We start from the raw sequence: 20,746 nt of genomic DNA, 5'->3' as shown, positions 1-20,746 counted from the left end.
AACACCGGTAAAAACAGGGTTACTACCGGTAATTTATTATTTACTGCGGCATTTTCACAGCCGGCTCCCCCGTCTGACTGGTAATAACTCCCTTGTCATTATCAGCCACATCAAAAAGCGTTCACCGGATAAAAACAACACTTCACAGTCACCTTTACTCACAAGACATATTTCATGGTTAGATAAATTGAAATTTGCTTAACTTAACTTCTATAAAATTGATTTATCTATCCCTCAAGGATAAATTAACTCCCTCATGAAACCCTCATTTTATCTATGACACTACCACTAACAGATTCCACGGGTATTACAGGCCCGACAGGCCCTACAGGAGCACCAGGCCCCACTGGCCCACAAGGAGTTACCGGCATACAAGGTGAACCGGGCAAACAGGGGGACCGGGGTCCTACCGGAATTATGGGTGTTACCGGGCTGCTTGGTGCCACTGGCGTACAGGGAGCCACCGGCATTCAGGGCGTTACCGGCGTACAGGGTGTTACCGGTTATCCGGGCAATACCTGGAGTTATGCCATCATGAATGGTCTGACCGGGCCGGAAGGTCCACGGGGCCTCACCGGTGTACAAGGCACCACTGGCGTACAAGGTATGACGGGTGTAGGTGCCACGGGGGTACAAGGCTTCACAGGTATTCAGGGAGTTACAGGCCTACAGGGCGTAACTGGTGTTCAGGGCTTCACCGGCGTACAAGGTACAACGGGGTTGAACGGTTCAACAGGCGCACAGGGCTTCACCGGCGTACAAGGTACTACGGGGTTGAACGGTTCAACAGGCGCACAGGGCTTCACCGGCGTACAAGGTACAACGGGGTTGAACGGTTCAACTGGCGCACAGGGCTTCACCGGCGTACAAGGTACAACGGGGTTGAACGGTTCAACAGGCGCACAGGGCTTCACCGGCGTACAAGGTACAACGGGGTTCAACGGTTCAACTGGCGCACAGGGCTTCACCGGCGTACAAGGTACAACGGGGTTGAACGGTGCAACAGGCGCACAGGGCTTCACCGGTGTACAAGGTACAACGGGGCTGAATGGTTCAACTGGCGCGCAGGGCTTCACCGGTGTACAAGGTACAACGGGGTTTAACGGTTCAACTGGTGCGCAGGGCTTCACCGGTGTACAAGGTACAACGGGGTTAAGCGGTACAGGTTCAACAGGCGCACAAGGCTTCACCGGGGTACAGGGTGTAACGGGACTACGTGGCCCCACCGGACCTTCGGGAGGTGGTAGCGGCAACTTTACACTGGGTGATCTGGCAGAAGAACAATATGCCCGCGACCTGATGCTCTACAGAGTATCCTATAGCATTCTATGGATGGGCGCCTGGCGTTACCAGGTCCATACCATCCTGGTAAAAGGCGTACCTCACTTCCTCAAACGTGGTATCCTGGATACAGATGCTTCTACGAATGTGCAGTTCATGAACAGGTACGAAAGCTTCGATTATTACATCTACCAACTGCTTATTAAATACTATACCTGCCTGAAAACACCGGGCTGCCAGGCAGGTAATCTTCCATCCCTTATTACCGTCTTCGATCAGTTTTTCAAACTACGAACGATGCCACTCCATGAGGATCCTGCTGCGCTCAGCATCCTCGATGAGGCCATGGGTGGACCTGGAAAGATGAATACATTCCTACAGGAAAATATCGGCGATCCTTTTCCTACCGTTGATCCTGCCTACACAATGGACTCCTCCTTTATGGACGCCCTCTCCGCAAACATTCTCCGGAAAGGACAGGACTCGCCCGTCATGCAGCTGTTGAAGCTATTCTTTATTAGCCGTTAATATCATAACATGTACACCCCCTTTCAGCCAGACAGCAACCTGTATCTTCCCGACCCGGTTCCGGACCAGATCAGCTATTGCTATTACCTGCCCGGCACGGAAAAGCCGGCGCAGCTTTCCCTGGAAGACAGCTGGAGTAAATACAAAGGATATTACATCTTTCTGTATAACCCGATCGACCATACGAAAACAGATCTGCTGACAGCACTGGAAAAACAGCTGTCTGCCACCACTGCTCTCAAACAACCAACCCATACAGGTGCAGGCTGGTGGATGAATACGGATCAGAACTCCGGTCTGCAAAGTGTACTCCAGGCAAAGACGACAGACAATGGCATCCTGGTGCAGGAAGAAGTACAGCTGGGCTTCGGCACTTACCAGTTCCCTCTTTTCCGCGATGCGCCGCTCCTCCTCAATGCCGATGGCCATCTTCAGGCCGGATACCCCAACGTAACCGGCGCACAAACTACGGCTGTCGAAAAAAGTATATCCATTGCCGTTAGTGGTGATATGGCTGGTGTACTTACCGGTCAGGTAATGATCAACGACTTCTCTGCTGCCGAATATACCGGCTGGTCCGCCGGCTTCCGGTACAGCATGACGGACATGGATACCGGCAATCTGTGTAGCCAGTACTATCCGCTGTTTGCACCCACGCAAACAACCTACTGGCAGTTTAATGTACACTGGGACCCACTCCATCCACTGGACGACTCCCGCTCCTATCTTACATTCACCGGCATTTCCTTCGGACTGGAAAAAATTGCCGGCACGGACGACCGGTTCCAGATTGTTCCGGGAGGCGATGGCGCCATGCTGTCTTATCTGCGTACGATATACGGGCAGCCCATTTCCCTGCAACCTGTTACTACAGGCCCTTCACCGGCACAACTCGTGTTTCAGACATATGCCGATCCGGCAACACCAACCGCTTACTACCTGGCGCCCAAAGGCGCATTTACGCTTGGTATACAACAGGAAAGTGCCGCTGCCTGCCAGCTATTACCCGGACTTGCCGGCACGGAAGCTATTTCCTTTACCTCCGGTGATCAGATCATTTTTTATCCGGGTAATGCGGCTTATGCCAGCGCAGGACTTAGCAGTGAAGAACTGGATACCACCTACACCGTATCCTGGGCCTTTATTAAAACAAGAGACAGTCATACACCGGTGATATACGCCGCCGCACCTACCGTGGCCAGCTTATATCAGTCTTCCAACACAGCCGGCCTGCTGGATGCTTTCTATAATGCCACTGCACAGTTGCCCGTTGAAGGCACTGCTGCACTGAGTTTCCCGCTGGTACCATATGCAGGCCTCGGTGCCTCAAAAGGAGCTCCTTTTTCTCCAGACAAAATTGCTCCTTTTGAAACCAGACTAATAGCCCCTGCACGAAAAAAGCAGATGGATGCAATGCCGCTTCCCAAGCTTTCCGATGCGGATGCACCTTCCGTTGTAACCACCACCCCGCAAGGATTGCTGGCTACCATCGCAGGTTTAAACTGGCAGGAAGTGCTGCTGGCACATAACACGGAGATAGCTACGGACCTGCGGTTCGTAAACCTGCCGGCACCACTGCGGAATGCATTACAGACAAATAATCTTTTCCTCGTTATTTCCGACAATAAAAATATTGGCACCTTTGAGAATGCTCTTTCCATAGAAGGCTGGCAATTCAATATCAACATACCTGCACGCAATCCCGCAAATGATCCGGACCAACGCAATATCCTGATCCTGAAATTCCGCCCCGGCGCACTATTTGACCTGATCGCAGATCTTACTGCCTGGACAGATCCAATATCATTCAACTACGATAATAACCAGCTGCAGGGCATTCAAACATGGTTACTGAATTACTGTATTGACGCACAGTCGCAACAGGACGAACCGCAGTACGCCAATTTCCTGAACATCATTCAAGACCCTCAATGGTATGGCATTCTGGCGCTAAAGGTAGACATCAACCTGGGCAACTTCCCGAAGGACCTCCGCGGACTGCTGGGCGCCATGGACCTTAAACGCTTTTACGCACATCATGTAGGTGTACAGGTAAATTTTGTTACACAGGATGCCCAAAACCTGGACAAACCAATTGCGATAAAACGCAGTAATATGTTCGGGCTGATCAACTATACAGATCCTTCCTATAAACGGGTACAACAAAGCAGCGGCAATAACGGCAACGGCAATACGCAAATTGTCAGTGATACCAACAACAGTATGCAGGATGCCACATACAGCTATAAGGTGCTCTTTCTCCAGATTATTTTTGCCAATACCATCATCACCAATTTCGACAGCAAACTGGAACTCACAGCCCGTAAGTGGTTTGAAGAAGCCGCATCGCTGAATCCACCAGGCACCAAGGCAGATGATACACAGCCGCCTGCCAACTACTCCATGATCTTTGATGGCCATTATGAAAACCATGACGGCCACCGGACCTATACTTTCCTGACCCGTAAGGGCCTTTCCTATCAGTATTTCCTGACCAGTGAAGTATTGAATTATACGGACTTTGTAAAAGCGCAGTTTCAGACGGTAAATTCCGTTCCGGAAAAAGCAGTTCCCACCACAGAGCTGGTGACTTCCAAATTCACTTTCTATGGTTATCTCAATTTCCGTGACCTGGAAAATTTTGATTGCTTTTCTTTCGGYGCGGCCAAAGGCCAGGAACTGCTGCCCGCGCGAGGGTTATACTTCTCTAATCTTGCATTGGACGTAAGTTTCAAACTGGACACAAAGCTGAACGCAACCAGTGGACTGTCTATCTCCCTAAACACTGCCAATACCGCATTTGATCAATCGCTCAGTACCGTGCGCGACAAAAGTTTTGCCGCAGCATTCCCGATAAGTCCGAACGACATCCTGCAGGGCAGCGGGGATAATACACCCAAAAAACTGAACTACCTGCAGGTAGTACCTCCGGTTAATTTCACTACCGCCGGTTTGCAGGACTCCTGGTATGCTATCAACTTCGATGTGCATTGGGGCGGCCCCGGTGCATTGGCCAGCCAAAAAGGATTTATACCGCAGTTACTGCTGGCATGGAGCCCTGGCGCCGGCACGACTAATGTAGGCATCTTCCTGCAACTGCCCGGTTCCGGTGGTGGTGGTAATACTTTCAGCATCCAAAATGTACTGAAGCTGTCTGCCGGACCTTTCCAGCTGAAGAAGGTGGTACATGACGGCGATAAAGTGAGTTATAATTTATTTCTGATAAACCTCTCTTTGAGTTTGTTTGGACTGAAACTGCCGCCTGCGGGGAATGTAAACCTCGTATTGCTCGGTGATCAGGAACAACCCGGCTCCCTGGGATGGTATGGTGCATATATAAACTTATAAACAATGAGACCTGTTTCTTTCACGGCTAATCCAACGTACCAGATCCCACTGAATATGCGGACCAACACGCAGGCTATACGGAGTGGACTGGCGGCTAATGGCATCAATCCTGTCCTGGGAAAAACCACTTACCGTACGCAGCGGGTTTTGGACCTGCTGCAAACACTTACATTTACCAATCGTGGTGCAGACAACTGGAGCAATTTAAGCCAGTTGAACCAGGGGCTGGTTATTTCCCTGATCAATTATTTTAGCAAGAATGATAACGTAAATTACGGAAATGCCCGTGGGTCGTTGATTGAAAACTACGGACAGTACTGTAATTACTGTGGTATGCCCGTGCAGGATTCATCCCTGGCGGTAGAACACCGGCTTCCCAAGGCTGAATTTCCGGGATTGATGTTGAATTATATGAACTTCTTCCTGGCATGCCCGATGTGTAATTCCTACAAAGGCTCAAAGCCCACTTTTACCGTCTGTAGAAGCTGGGCAATAAACAGACAGGGAATTCCGGCTCCCAACATGGTGGAGGTAGGCAATGGCGGGTATGACAGACAAGTCTGGCCCAATCGTCCTGCGGCCTATACCGGCTTTACCCCCATCCTGTACAACCAAACCACCGATGCGCAGGTGCCGCTGCAATATGCACTGAACATCAATAATGATGTAGTAAATACCGAAAACAATACCGTACAGGCCATACTCCCGGGATATAAAAACGGACAGGAGGTAACGGTGGCGGTAAGGTTTGAATCTGTCGACGCGCTGGTTCAGGGGCTTCGGGAAGACAACTTCATCAGCATTGTCAACCTCAATTTTACCGAAGCGGATAATTACTCAGACAGGCGTGTTACCAACAGAACGGTGGCGTGGATGAATGCCCTGCTCTCGATGTTCAGATTATCAGGGTTTCAGCCCGGTTCAGCGGAATATGATTACATGGTAAACCAGATTCTTTCTACCGTGCAGGCAGCCGGCTACTACAGCATTTGGGCATACGTCTTTTATCAGAAATCCCCTCCAACCGTACAGAATTCAGTATATACTTCGTTCAAAACAGAAACCGCAGACCCTACACGTCCGCAATTCTATTTTCCCGGCACCAACGCTGCCAATATGCCCTAAAAAGAAAACCCATGAGACCAGTCAATAAAATATCTCCTCATATACAGCAGTTACAACAGCAGAACGGACCAGTTGAAACCGGCGCTGTTACAAATGCACTGATAGATACCATCGGCAACTACTGCTCCTACTGTGAAATGCCGCTCAGCGGCTATCATGTGGAACACCTGCGGTATGCTGCCGCCTGGCCTGGAAGTGCGGACATATCCATGTGGGATGATCTGTTGCTGATCTGCAACGACTGCCGCAGCAATATCCGTGTACCCGAACTCAATACATTAAGTGCGGATGCGCTGCTGTGGCCCGACAGAGACCTGTCCTTTAATCTCTACAACAGTCCCCTGCACTACGAACTGCGACCGGTAAAATATATGGTGGTTAATACGGATGATGACATAATACTTGAAAAGGAGACGGAACTGGTATTTGTGGTAGCCAATCCTGCAGCACCACAGGCGCTGTATGAAAAAGCTTTCAACACCGTCAACCATTTCCAGCTAAATATGAAGCTGGAATATTACGATGCTGCTACCAATGAATTACGTATACCCGAGACCGTACATCTGCAACATGCCGATAACCGGATGTTCAAACGTACCAAAGCCTGGCACGATGCCATACATGCAGTGGAGGGATTACGGGGTATGGATAGTATTCCCAATAAATCTGAAAACCACTCCGTACTCCGACAGATGCTGGTAGACCAGATTGCCATGACGGCCTGGTACTCAGGTAATTGGTCGGTATGGATGACAGTACTACACCAGCAAACAAACGATGTGGCACTTACACAATCCGTATTATTGAGTACTGCACATCTTTTCCCAGGAACGAGAAATGAAAACAACCGTTTATTCATTGCAGAATAAACAGCCCTCAACACCATGATGAAAAACATAACTATAGCACTGGCGGTTAATCCGCGGATCCAGCAACTGCAGCAGAAAATCACCTCTCTGCAGGCTTTCAGCCAGGCGTCTATTGAGTCCGCCGATATTATCAAACTGCTGAAACAGCTGATAAAGACAGATAATATCACGCTCAGCGGTACTGAATTCAGTAACCCGAACGACAACTCGCTGCAGGTAACCGCTACCGCTGCCCTGTTTAGTCAGCAGATAAAAATTACTTCCGTTTTTACTGTAGATGAAAACAGCCAACTGTCCATGACCATGAACAGCTATGCGGACATCTCCATGACGTTGAGTGCTATATATGAAGCAGGACTGGTACCTGCGAGCAAGACCCCGGGCCTCGTGCCAGCGGTCCCGATCGACGGATTGTCGTTTGTATTCGATTCTGCCGCCGGCGCTTTCACCCTCACCGGCACCGGAGAAAAATGGTCCTTCCTCGGTTATACAGATCTCTATGTTGATGTACCTACACTTCGTGTAGTCAATACCGTTAGCAAGGAAGGCAGTACATACCAGTGTATCGCCGGCGGTTCGCTGGTCAACTCCAAAGGTACCGTAAACGTAGCCATAGAAATAGGCCTGCCGATAGGCGTCAGCGGGTGGTACCTCTCCCTGCCAAAACCTACTCCGCTGAGTGACGGCGTAGCTATCCTGGATGAACTGACTGGCATCTCCATATCAGGCATCCTGCCGGAACAGTTTATATCTGTGCTGGAAAAAATTGAGCTGGATGCATTTTATATCGCATTTGATCCGCAGACCAAATCCCTCAGCGTAGTGCAGGTAATGGTTAGCACAAAAGCTCCCTGGGAGATTGTAAAAGACAAACTCAAAATTGAAGAAGGTATCAGCTTAACGCTGACAGGCCAGCGATATAAAACAGCAGATCCACTCACCTTTTCCGGTAGCATTCAAGGCAAAGCCGCTATCAATTATGCTAACCCGGACGAAAAAGTACAGGCATCCGCCACCATTCCTATACCACTCACAGATGATTGGGATATTACACTGGCCAATGATAAAGAACCACTGGGCATCGGAAAACTGATTGCCATTGTTCCCGGTGTAAAAGGGTTCCTACCTAAAGGGCTATACGAAAAACTCAATGAAATCGTATTGGAATACCTGACCATACGCTTCAAATTTCAAAATGGCTTCTCTTTTACCAAAGTAGCATTTGCCATCCATTCCGCTAACGAATGGACACTGCCAATGCTGCAGCAGGCCATCTACCTGGACAAAAACTTCCGGCTTGCGCTGGACATACCATTGCCCTACACGGCTGAAGGCACCAGCGGCGAGCTCGCAGGCGTATTGCAACTGGACGATGGCAATGTGTCTATTCCCGTAAGGCTGGCTAAAATACCGGAAGAAGCCAATTGGGTACTGAACGTTACCAGTGAAGAAATTCCACTGCCTTCCATCAGCTCCCTCAGTGGTATCCTGGGCAACAATGCACTTGCTTCCGCATCCCCACCGGGACTTATGCAAATTGGCGATTTTGTCATCAGCGATCTTGACCTTTCCTGGCAATTTGGAGAAGTATCTAAACTACTCCGGTTTGCTTTCACCATAGCATCCACACCAGACTCTCCTGCCTGGAACCTGGTACCTGGCTACTTTGAGCTTACCGACCTGCTGGTGAGTCTCGCCATTAACAATACTTCTGTCAGCGAAAAAGATATTTCCGGTAATATAGAAGCTACTGTTACCTGGATACTCAATAAAGCAACAGAGAAGAAACTGGTGCTGGGCATGTCTGCCACCAAGCCTTCTTCCAATGATCCCTGGAAATTTGCAGGTACGCTGGAAGAAGAGCTGGATCTGAAAGAACTCCTGCTGGCACTGCATATGCCGCAATCCGTAGTAGACATTCTTCCTGGCCTGAAGATAACGCAATTCGATCTTTCCATTGAACCGTCTTCCGGCTCCTTCTCCGTGGCTATGGCCATTGCGCCTACCAATACATGGACCATCCTTACCATTGGCGGCATGAATCTGCAGATGGATAATATAGGTTTCTCGGTAGAGAAGTATGACGAATACCTGGATATGGCGGCCAACGGATCGTTTAATTTCGGAACCGATAGCCGCAAGGTAATCATCACGCTGGCAGCTGCCTATAGCCAAAAAAACTGGAGCTTCTCCGGCAGCCTTGATAATACGGGAATAGATGGTATTACCGTCAATGAAATACTGGCCAAATATATTCCGGGTATTGACGACAAAAGTATTCCTCAGGTAAAAATCAGCCAGATTGATGTGGCTATGGTGAAAGGCACTACAGAAACTGATACACCCTACAATACACTCGATTTCACGCTTGCCGGCAGTCTTACGCTATTCGATGCACTCACGTTTAAAGCCAATGTTGATTTCCAGTACGACTCCAGGGTATTGGCCAGTCCATATAACGGCACCAAAGTACAGGGTACCGTGCTTTTCGGGGGCCTTACCTTTGATGCGATAGCCACTTATAACAATGGCGCTTTCAGTCAATTCAGCTTCCTGCTGACCTTCAAAAACATTATTGCCAAAGCGGATGTCACCAACAACGACAAAGAACTCCGATTTGAATTCGGTCTGCAATCTACTAATCCCAATCAACCGCTGTCGCTGGGCGATGTGATCTCCAGCCTCGTGGAAGCCGCTACGGGAGAGGTAGCAATTATTCCGTCTCCATGGAATTTCATCAACAATATTCCTGTTAACAACATCAATTTTGTTTTCCAGCAGGATAAACTCACCAATCAAAAAACAATAGGACTGGTATGGCCGGCCAACATCAACCTGGTATTTATAAACATCCAGGAACTAAGCCTGCTTTATTCTCCTGACCCCGGCACCAATAACGGCCCGGTGATGTTCAAGGTCACCAAAGGTACTTTCCTGGGCATGCCCATTGATCAGCTGCAGCCGGCGCAACGACCGGACTGGGACCTGCGCGATCCTGCAAAGGCACCGGCTGTTCCTGGATTTGGCAACAGCACCTTCAAGTTGCAGTTCCTGGGAATCGGCAACCAGGTCGGCATTATTCAACCTAAGCCCGCTACCTCCGTATCACAGGCCATTACCAACCTTGCCGATGCATTCAAGGAAGACGGCAGCAGCGGAAAGCTTCCGCCATCCCTGTATTTCGACAAGAACAACGGAATATTGTTTGGTGCGAAATTCCTGATCGTAGAATACATACAATTTAACATCGTGTTTTATGATCCGGTGATGTATGGTATATCCATTGGCGTTACAGATGGTAAATTCAAGAACCTTTACTTTGAAATTCTCTACAAAAAAATAAATGACAACGTTGGGGTATATCAGATAGACCTGGTACTTCCCGACTTCGTACGGCAGCAGCAGTTTGGCGCAGTATCCGTTACATTGCCTGCGATCACACTTTCTATCTATACCAACGGTGATTTCATTATAGATATGGGCTTTCCGAAGAACGGCGATTTCTCCCGCTCATTCGGACTGGAACTATCTATCTTCACCGGCTCCGGTGGATTCTATTTCGGTAAACTCAGTAATGATACCGCTACCATGCTTCCCAAAGCAGACGGGCAGTTCAATCCGGTTATCATCTTCGGTATCGGCATCCGTGCCGGCATCGGCAAAAGCATTGACAAAGGTATTCTGAAAGCGGAGCTGAGTCTCACCATCCAGGTAATACTGGAAGGTGTGCTGGCCTGGTACAAAGCCAATCCTACCGCAGTTGTAAAAGCATCGCAGGAAGAGCTGTATTATCGTGTACAGGCACAGGCAGCCCTGGTAGGAAGGATTTACGGAGAAATAGATTTCGCTATCATCAGCGCCACCCTGGAAGTCATGGTGCGCGTTGCTGCCCAGCTGGTGCTGGAAGCATACCGGCAATCGTTGGTGACCTTCACGGCAGAAGTATATGCGGCTGTTAAAGTGCGCATTAACCTCGGCCTGTTCAGCATCAGTATCAGCTGCTCGTTCCGCACTACCATTTCAGACAGCTTTACCATCGGCTCCAATGGCTCAGCGCCATGGGCCCCCGGAAAGATGCTGGACCGCAGCGCTTACTTCACCCCGCTGGATATGATAAGAGATATAGACATTCCAAAAATGGACTGGGTAGCTCCCATGACCTACCCGAAAGAAAAACTCAACCTGTTGTTCATACCGCAGCTATCTGTAAAATACAGCAACAGTGATGCATCGGGCAAAGTACCAGTGGGCATATCGCTGCTGTATATTGCCAATCAGTCTAAATCCGCCAACAATACAGATTTCACCGTATTAAGCCGTGCTTTCCTTGCGTGGGTATTCAACGCCTATTTCAGCGCCAAACCCGAACGGGAGCTGAATATCATGGACCAGCCGGTTGCCATAGATGATGTCAATGCCATCTTCGCCTACTTCTCACAGGAGCAATTTTCCAACGGAAGCGCAGATGCCATCAACCTCGAAGATATGTATGAGCATTTCTTCCCGCAGGCATTTAAAGAAGTAGCTATCATCACCCAGCAAGCGAAACAGTCAGCCACTTTCAGTGAAACAGACCTGGAGGTAGGATACTTCCCTATGATTCCTTTCCTGGAGATGACCGTTAGCGGGCAGCCAAAGGTGAAGTTCAGTGAGATGGGCGCCTGCGATCCGACATACCTCCAATATATCAAACAGTACTTCACCGATATGCAGGTGCAGGCTAAAGCACGTAATGCACAAGCACTTGTGAGAGAAGAGGATATTGTTACCATGGCAGAATTCCTGTTTAGCGACTATTTCACCATGATGGCAAAATCAGCACTGCAGGATATCATTAACGGATTCAAACAAACCACGCTGCATGTGACCACAGGTGATACTTTTGCGATGATCGCAAAACGTTATCAGCACTATGGTGTTACCGCAGAAGCATTGGCGTTCTCCAACCGTCATCAGCCACTGTATGCAGGCGCTAAAGTACATATCCCCGGCTTCAGACATCGCCTGCGCGACAATGAACAGCTGGCAGATTTGCTGAAAGTGCTGCCGGGTGCAGACAATATAAGTGTGACCGCGCAGGGCATGGTAGATGTGCCATCGTTCGTTTACAGTATACCGGATACGGATACGCATACACTCTGGACAGTAGCAGGCAGGTATAATATACCATTCCATACCTTCCTCAGCCACAACATTGATCAGCCGGGCCTCTTCCATATAGGAACGGGATTGCTGCATGCTTTTGTGGCGACCAAAACAGTAAAGGAAATACTGGATGAATTACAGGCCGGACCACAGTTTAGTCTCTCCAACCTGGGAGGAACTGTGTCGCGGTTTTTCCTGCATGGCCTGCGCATTCCCAAAGCCATTAATGATAAGTCACGTATAGGGCTATACGAAGCTTCCTGGCAGCAGTTTAATCTGACAGCCCCTGTACTGGGTCAGACCGTAAAACTGGAGCCAGATAAGCCACGCGTCTGGCTGAACCTCGGCATTACAGGCTCGCAGCTATTTGAATTCAACCAGGCGATGTCAGATGCTGCAGCAGCACTTCTGAAATCGCAATGGGTACCTGGCATTACGCTGAATGCACAACCCGATGTACGCCGTTACCGCCTGCAACCCAAAACATTTGCACTGGCTAACAGCTTCACCTGGCAAAATCCCAACGCACAACAGCGCGCCAATACTTCCGGCGACAGCTACATCTGGATGTTCCCCGCACAGCTGCAACAATATCTCAGCGTGCATCCCGGCATCCCTTACCAGATGCTTATACAGTCTGCCAGCACCGCTTTCAGCCTGGAAGATGAAGCGCCATTGAAGCCACTGTATTGGAGTACGTCCGTTACCGTTAGTATCCGCCAGGTACCTGTGGCAGCCATGCCTGGCAGTTACCTCGATAATGTATATGTAGTGGAAGGATGCGGAGAAGCCGATGGTCAGCTGCTGCAACAACTGCTGTTAGCTACTACCCCCCCCATAGCCAACCTGGATATCCTGTTTGCCGACAACACGGCAAAAAACAACGATGGTGAACCGGTAAATGGCCTTGTGTCGAATGCACTCAGTAAGTATAAAACCTTCCTCCTGCAAACCAACTTCTCCACCGTTTCCAACCCGGGCCTGCTTGCCACAAAGCAGTCAGCAACAGCCGCAGGTAACCTGTTGGGCATGGATGCCTCCACCTTCCTGCGTTTCCTGTGGGAATGTTCCATCGTACGCTCGGGCGGTTATTATCTGCACTATAGCAATGCTACCGGTGGCGGATTACCAGGGCATATTTTTGATGAAGAAGGTAAAGGCAACATCACCATACTTGTATCTTACAATATCCCGGCAGACAGCGCCAGCAACGGGTTTATTCTGCCAAAATATGTGAACAGCGCAGTAATCGATACTAAAACAGATCCTGCACAGGATTCCGTTTATGCAGGCATCGCACTCACCAAAGCACAAGCGGATACTTTTGATCCGGTACTGCAAACTATTCAGGCGACCATTCTGCCGGGAACAGGCATGTTCAAAGGCCAGCGGGCCAACCCGGCCACACTGCACGCCAACAGCCTGGCTGATAGCGCCGACCAGCAACTCAGTGAATTATTCCAACTGATGGAATACCGTATTGACGCTACTTCCGGCGTATTCCGCCAAACAGATTATGCATTGCCTGCCGGTCCGCTGGATCAGAAAGACGATGTAAAGAACGCTGTAGGCGCCATATCCACGCAGCCGGATAACGATACTACCTGGAATTACGGCGGCGTATTACCTATCTACCCCTTTGCGGAACCAATATCCGCAAACGGCAGACAGACGGACCCCTACGGGGCGAACGGCAAAACAGCTACCATCCGTTTCAACTTCCTGGATGTATTTGGTAACACGCTTATCAAGGACGATACCGGGAAGATACAGCAACAGATCACACCTGGTTATACAGACCCCGTGATCGGAATAGATCAGTGGATTAACATCGCCAGGAATTACAGTATCGCCATTGATACCACTACAAAGAAACCAACATTACATATACACCTGGTGCTGGGTGTGGACCGGTATAAAGATGCAAAGCAACCCTTTGCCCTCGCACAACAGGACCTGAAGCGGTATCGTCAGATAGCTTATCAGCTTGCACAACCCGGCATAGCGGTAAATGTAACCACGAGTTTAGGCACGCTGGAAGCCCCGGCTACAGCACCATTGGCCGCGTTGCAGGAATATATTTCCCGTATCATTGGTTTCCTGGAAATGATTAGTGAGATACCTATCGGCGACCTGCAGCCGGTAAAGACCGTCTTAAGCTACGGTATCGACCCTACGAAACTGAATGCCGCATTTATTTTCCACCTGACGGTGGCCATCAGCATAGAACGTACCCTGTACATCGATCCCCAGTTTACGCAGGAGCCGGGCATCCGCAGGGCTGATACCACTATTGCGCCGGACCTCTACGATGGAAAAGAAAGTGATACCACCGCCCTGAGTATCTTTGCCAAAGCACTGGAACAGGCATTGCCGGTGATGAAAGTAGCGGTTGGGCAGTCCGGTAGTATCGCTCCCGGCGCCGCAGAAGATGCAGCAGCAGATGCAGCAGAAAATTCCTCCGGCAAGGAAATATGGCTGTTAAGGTTTGCCAGTGGCACCATGCCTGGCATCAGTTACCAGGTAAACCCAACACCCGTTTATTTTGCTATTGCGCCGCTTTCCACCTCGCTGATTTCCAGGCCCAGTGCAGACATTAACAGACCAGTCCCCATTCGCACCTACAACCCGGGAACCTTCCTTGGTAACGCAACGGTGGAGAATAAGTCATATGCTGGTATTGATATTGAAGTGCTGGCCAGAACATTTGTGGATGCAGCAGATAACTTCCTTTCCCCTGCGGCCTCGGCTACCGCATGGATAGTAGAACAATCAGGTACAGCAACATTCCTGAAAACACCTTTCCGGGTAATTGAACAATCCAAACGGGCCATTGCCGCAGCTGTAGCGGACAATCAACTCACCAATATCCTGAAAAACGGCAGTACACAACAACTCCCGGTGGCCAGGGAAGCGACAAGGCAACAACTGCTTACGCTACTGGGCAACATGTACCGCACCGATGCTATTGTGCAGGCGGAGGTTACCGTTCAGCAAGGGTTCACATCTCCCCCACCTAATCTCTACGGCAACCTGGTATTTGCCTCTAAAGATATTCCGCAGAATGCTTACAGCTTCTCACCAGTGAAGATCCCTTTACCGGCCGGTAAAGATGCTGCTGGACAGAGTAACATCACTACCCTGTTCTCCGTACGTCCGGAAGGCGGCACCGGTGTCAACCAGAGCGTAGACCTTATCGATGCATTCCAGGCAGGGCTGAACTTTCAGCTGACCGCACTGGAGCACAATTTCGGTACGCCTATCAATGGCTATACGCCCTCATCCTGGCTGACACTTGCTATTCCATTACTGCAAACCGGCGCGGATAATACGGCACTTATCCAGGCAGATATTCCCATTCCGCTGAAAGCCTATCCCACCGCACCTTCGCTGGTGGTGCAAACCGGCACTGCCACTCCAGCACCGGAGTCGGAAAATAATGCGAAAGAAGCGCTGGAAGCCGCGTTACAATGGGACTACACGTTTAGCTACAATTACGTCATTGCCCGCCAGGACCTGATTTACCTGGAGATCAGATTGAATGTAGTGGAAAACAGCAACGACACGGATCTCAGCGCCACGCCGCCCGACCTGTTCGAAGCGCTCCTGCAGTTCAACGCTGCCTACGAACCCATCATATCGGACATAACTGCCAACAACGAAAACAGCCTCATAGCGCTGCAATCGTACGCATGGATGGTAAAACAGGTGGCGGATGCATGGCCTGCCTGGTTCAAAAAAAATCAGGACGACAGCACCCTGCTGAAACCCAAAACGCTGAAATATATTATCACAGAATATGAAGACAAAGGTACCGGCAACCTCCTGATCAGTGTGCGGCCCGCAGAACCGGTATTGGTGGAGAAGATAATCCCGGTCATTACCATCGATGGCTATACAACGAAACCATATGCATACGACGGAGAAACACAGATTTACTCCTTCATGCAGGTGACCAACGATGCAGAAACGCCGCTTTCTTACGCCGGCAGGAAACAGTACAGCGAACGTGGTGTAACCATTCAGCGGAATAATGTACTGATCGATGAAAATGCATGGGCAGGTGTGGCGATCCACCGCAACGAGGTACTCGCAGGCCAGCCCACCAACATGGCATTCCGCTACATTACACCATACATCCGGTTTGCGGGCGCCTGTTACCCGAACCTTAACAGTCAGGCTGCTATCAATATTGCGGAATTCACCCCGGATGCTTCTTCTGTGCAGAAGGTGAAACTGCAAATTTTGCTGGACAACTTCTTCCAGGTATTGTTTAAAGCAGCGCCAGACAGGGAGATCATGCTGCAGCTCCAGGCAGGCTATAGCTTTACCTTGCAAACCAGCCCTGATGCGCCGGCGATGCTGGGACCGACTTTACCTATTGTGCTGGCTACACCTGCCAATGTGAGTGGCAAAAACATCGTCACATTCACGACGCCCTTTGCCAATGCCATTACAGGATGGTTCAGAAATAACCAGGTAGCAGGAAAAGATACCAACGGCAAAGTAAGCCTGGTGCTGTCTCTATTTGCCGCCACCAACGGCGACATGAACCATCCGCTGTTAACACTGGACGGCTTGTACCTCCCTACCAGCATAGTGGATTTCAGCTGATTGGTTAAAAAGATGTATCCACTGACGTGCAATGGAAGACCATGACTGTTGTAAGGCCCATGCTTCGGCACGGTCCAGCAGCATGGTTTTCCGGAGGGTATCCTGCTGAATGGCGGTTATTACGGCGATGACATGTTCATCAAATCCGGCATCATCGGGACTTACTTCCAGGAAAATACCTCTGTCTGCCACTGTAGACAACAGTCCTGCCAATGGCGTGCATATACACAAAGTACGTGCTACCTGGGCTTCCAGGGCGGTGATGCAGAATGTTTCTGTAAAGCTGGTTGGATACAACCAGATGTCACTCTCCAGGAATGCTGCCGCCAATGTTTGTTGATCCACACGGCCGTGATAAAATATCCCCGTTTGTTGCATGCCCGATTTGATTTCATCACGCAATGCCAGTTGAGCTGCATTACCCATGTGCTCCAGGCTTTTCTCCCAGTTATCGAAACCATAATAAATATGCAGGGTTGCATCCGGCAACACTTGTCGTATAGCCGGGAACAAGCGCAATAGCCTGTCCAGTGACCGGTCAGGGCTGGAAGAATAAATAAATCTGTCCGGCGTTTTTTCCCGCGTTTGCCGGAAGCGGGATACATCGATACCATTGCCGATGAGAAATATTTTCTCCAGGGGGATCTGGTAATAGGCAGCCACCAATTCCCGGTGCCAGGGGCTCAGGCAGCAGATGCCATCAAGCTGGTGGAGATGGTGCTGAAGTGCAGCACCTTCGTCCCCTCCGGACATCGCAATCACATCATGAAGCCAGAAGTATTTTTTACGGGCACGCACACGATATTGAAGTGTGGACAGATAGCGGGAGACGATCAATATCTCTATAAAATTACGATCAGCAAAATGCTGGAATGCCTCCAGCGGAATATATTCTACTCCGTCTATAATGCCGGATTTTCCTTCACAGGCACAGCAAACCACCACCCTGTATCCTTCCGATACAAATGCGGCAGCCAGCGCAGCTACTGCTGTTTCGGAACCACCAATGCCGCTTTCCAGGATCGTGTGGGCGTTCCAGTTTTCATAAGCCCATCCGGCGTGTATGCATAACAGTGGTGCGCGATATTTATGCCGATACAGCTGATGTGTAGCATCTTTTTCTGCCGGGTGTTCCGTTACATAGGGGATAGTGCTGGTTCCACCGAAATGAAACACGAAGCTGTTTTCATTGACAACAGATGTGTAGCCCAACGCCGAGGCTCGCCGGCAGAGGTCTACATCTTCACAACCGTTGTTAAACCCATCGTCCAGCAGGCCTACCTGTTCCATCAGTGACCTGCTGGTAAGGGTACAGAAAAACGGTACCCAGTCCCGGTAATAATGCCGCGGCTGCACACCTGGCTGATAGCTCCAGATAACCGAAGGATCAATACCAGCCTCCGGTTGCGCGCGATGCACGATCTGTTCATGATGCAGCCTATTCGTACCGGCGCCCAACCGCACTGATGTTATTTCCAGGCGATAGTCGTGCAGAAACCCTTCATCGCAGTTGGACAAAGGATTACTGAAGCCTGCTCCCTGACGAATATCTTCCAACAACGGTTGCAACCAGCCGTCGGACACAATCACGTCATCGTTCATCATGCAGATGTATGGCGCATTGCTATGAGCTATGCCAAGATTAATGGCTGCTGCATAGTTGAGCGAGCCAGCCTGGATAACCCTCACTTCCTGCGGCAGCGACAGCGCATGCGTGCCGCTATGCACCACTATGATATGGAATGGTGTATGTGTACACGCCAGTATACTGTTGATGCAGTGATACAGGTGCGGTGTGTCGTAGATCGTTGGAATGATAATATCTACCGCAGACTGTTGGTAAGTTTCTGGAGATATTGTTCGCCACCATTTCAATGCAATATTGGCCGGCCTGAATGACATGGCTGTAAGATGGCCACGCTCGCGCAGTTGCAGCCTTTTCAACGGATCCTGTAACTGGCTGATAGCAGCCTGCCATGCCACCTTTGTATCTGCAATAAAACCATTGACACCATCGCGGATGATGCGTGTATACGCATCCAGCGGAGCGGCGACCACGGGTAGCCCCATAGCCATGGCTGTAGTTACCTTGTTATTGGACTTGCAGGGCTGTGCTGTTACATCCAGCGGAGCTATCACGAAATCGCATTGCGCCAGGTGATATTGCCAGGTATCGGTGGTCCAGTATTTATCGTAGCCTGGACCATTGTGTATCGTCACCAGGCGGCATCCCTGCGCTTCCAGCAAAGGGCGCAGCGCTTCTGCATGGCAGGCGTTCTCCGGCATGCCAAACCATCCGGCCGTCAGCATACGGGAGGGAGATACCTGGTGTTGGTGTGTCACTGTCTCCACCGCATCTTCAATCACCACTACTGCCTGGTTCCAGGGAGCCAACCGTTCTGCCAGCGCGTGAGAGCAACAGATAACCGTGTCCGCCAGTTGTATCATGGGCAGATAGTACGGAAAATCGGCCGTATGCGCCAGGAGATCCTCTGTAACGTCAAGGAATATACGTTTTCCCAGCTGCTTCATCTGTTGCATTACCTCATACTCTTCTTCCGCAAAAGATCTGAAAAAAATGAGGTGACTGTATCGCAGTAATACCAGGGGATCATCGGTCATAATATTATCTACGCCAAAGCGCTGTAGCTCCCCGTGTACCTGCAACGCACGGATACGATAGGCAGGGAACTGCGGAGAAACAGATTCCCCGTACCAGGCAATACTATTTTGTTTTGTCAGTTGCCGGGCCAGGTACTGACGGTTATAGAGAAGTCCGGTATCATGCCGTTTCACGGTGAGTGCTTTTTCATTGTATTCCCAGGCAGACTCATATTGCCGCAGCTGATCATGGCAAAGCACCAGGTAAACGCAGGGTCTCAGCAGATATACTTCCCGGCTCACAGGGCTGAGTACCGGGGGCAGTTCCCGCAGGCATTGCCGGAACCAGTAAATGGCTTCATCGTAATGTTTTTCCTGGTAGGCCAGCTCCCCCATCACAAAGAAAGGCTCGGCCCAGCGTTCATCCAGGGCAATGGCTTTCCGCGCGTATTCCCTGGCCGTGCAGGCGTAGGCGTTATCAGCAGTACTGAGCACAGCATAGCACTGCGCGATGCGGAAAGTGGCCATCATGCGTTCCTCCTGCCAGCTATCCGGAAATAAGAGGAAGTGGCTGAAAGCAGAAATAGCTTCCCCGAAGCGTTGATGGTCGTGCAGCTCGCGGCCAAGGTAATACCATATCCTGGGGTCAGACCGGTACTCATCCTGAAGAACAGCCTGTTGCAGTATAGCCAGGTTGCGGCCCTGGTCCGCCGCAGCACCATCGGCGGTTCTGGCATGGCGGATAATGATCTGCTCATAGGAAGAGATTCTGCCCACAGTACCATCGATCACTTCATGCACAGGGTATTTCCAGCGGAAGGTGCCGTCATTTCTGACAATACGTTCACGGAACAAGGTGCAGGCAGATTGTCCATATTCATCCTGGGCATAGTCATACGGCAGAAAATAAACCTCCGCGGAAAGTCGTTCTTTCAGGGCCAGTAGCAGCTGCAGTTGGTCAGGTGCTATCAGGTCGTCCGCATCCAGCCAGAGGATATAGTCGCATGTAGCCTGCGCAAAAGCATAGTTGCGTGCAGCGGCAAAATCCTGCTGCCAGATATACGGCAACACCTGGAGTGTATATTTATAGCAGGTGGCAATGGTATTATCAGTAGAGCCGGTGTCTACAATAATGATTTCATCAACGAGGGGATATACGGCGGCCAGGCAGCGATCAATTACTTCTTCTTCATTGCGGACAATCATGCAGAGGGATAGCGTGGGCATGCGGATAG

6 protein-coding genes are annotated in these 20,746 nt (G+C 50.2%); 5 read left to right on the top strand and 1 reads right to left on the bottom strand.

All coding sequences use genetic code 11. The features are described from left to right. The first annotated feature begins 276 nt into the window (after positions 1-276). From AB4Z08_RS16670 to AB4Z08_RS16650, 5 genes are read left to right on the top strand one after another with little or no spacing between them, the layout of a single operon-like run. A complete protein-coding gene (locus tag AB4Z08_RS16670; RefSeq protein WP_441574895.1) occupies positions 277-1,809 on the top strand; it encodes a hypothetical protein in 1,533 nt (510 codons plus the stop codon). Between the two features lie 9 nt (positions 1,810-1,818). Beyond that, positions 1,819-5,157 (top strand): hypothetical protein, encoded by a 3,339-nt coding sequence (locus AB4Z08_RS16665; protein ID WP_441574894.1) that lies wholly within the window; start codon positions 1,819-1,821, stop codon positions 5,155-5,157. Positions 5,158-5,160: 3 nt separating this feature from the next. Next, complete coding sequence (locus tag AB4Z08_RS16660; protein WP_441574893.1) at positions 5,161-6,282, top strand: HNH endonuclease; 1,122 nt, start codon at positions 5,161-5,163, stop codon at positions 6,280-6,282. 11 nt (positions 6,283-6,293) lie between these two features. Further along, complete coding sequence (locus AB4Z08_RS16655; protein WP_441574892.1) at positions 6,294-7,151, top strand: hypothetical protein; 858 nt, start codon at positions 6,294-6,296, stop codon at positions 7,149-7,151. Between the two features lie 15 nt (positions 7,152-7,166). Beyond that, positions 7,167-16,910 carry a hypothetical protein gene (locus AB4Z08_RS16650; protein ID WP_441574891.1) on the top strand — a complete coding sequence of 3,248 codons (9,744 nt, stop codon included), beginning with the start codon at positions 7,167-7,169 and terminating at the stop codon, positions 16,908-16,910. Here AB4Z08_RS16650 and AB4Z08_RS16645 read toward each other — a convergent pair. After that, positions 16,860-20,738, bottom strand: coding sequence for a glycosyltransferase (locus AB4Z08_RS16645; RefSeq protein WP_441574890.1), 3,879 nt, complete (start codon positions 20,736-20,738; stop codon positions 16,860-16,862). The two genes, AB4Z08_RS16650 and AB4Z08_RS16645, sit on opposite strands and share 51 nt — an antisense overlap. Positions 20,739-20,746: the final 8 nt, after the last annotated feature.

This window comes from Chitinophaga sp. RAB17, assembly GCF_052114225.1.
Classification (GTDB): domain Bacteria; phylum Bacteroidota; class Bacteroidia; order Chitinophagales; family Chitinophagaceae; genus Chitinophaga.
Note: the sequence above shows the minus strand (reverse complement) of the source record. Positions and strands in the feature narration are given on the sequence as shown.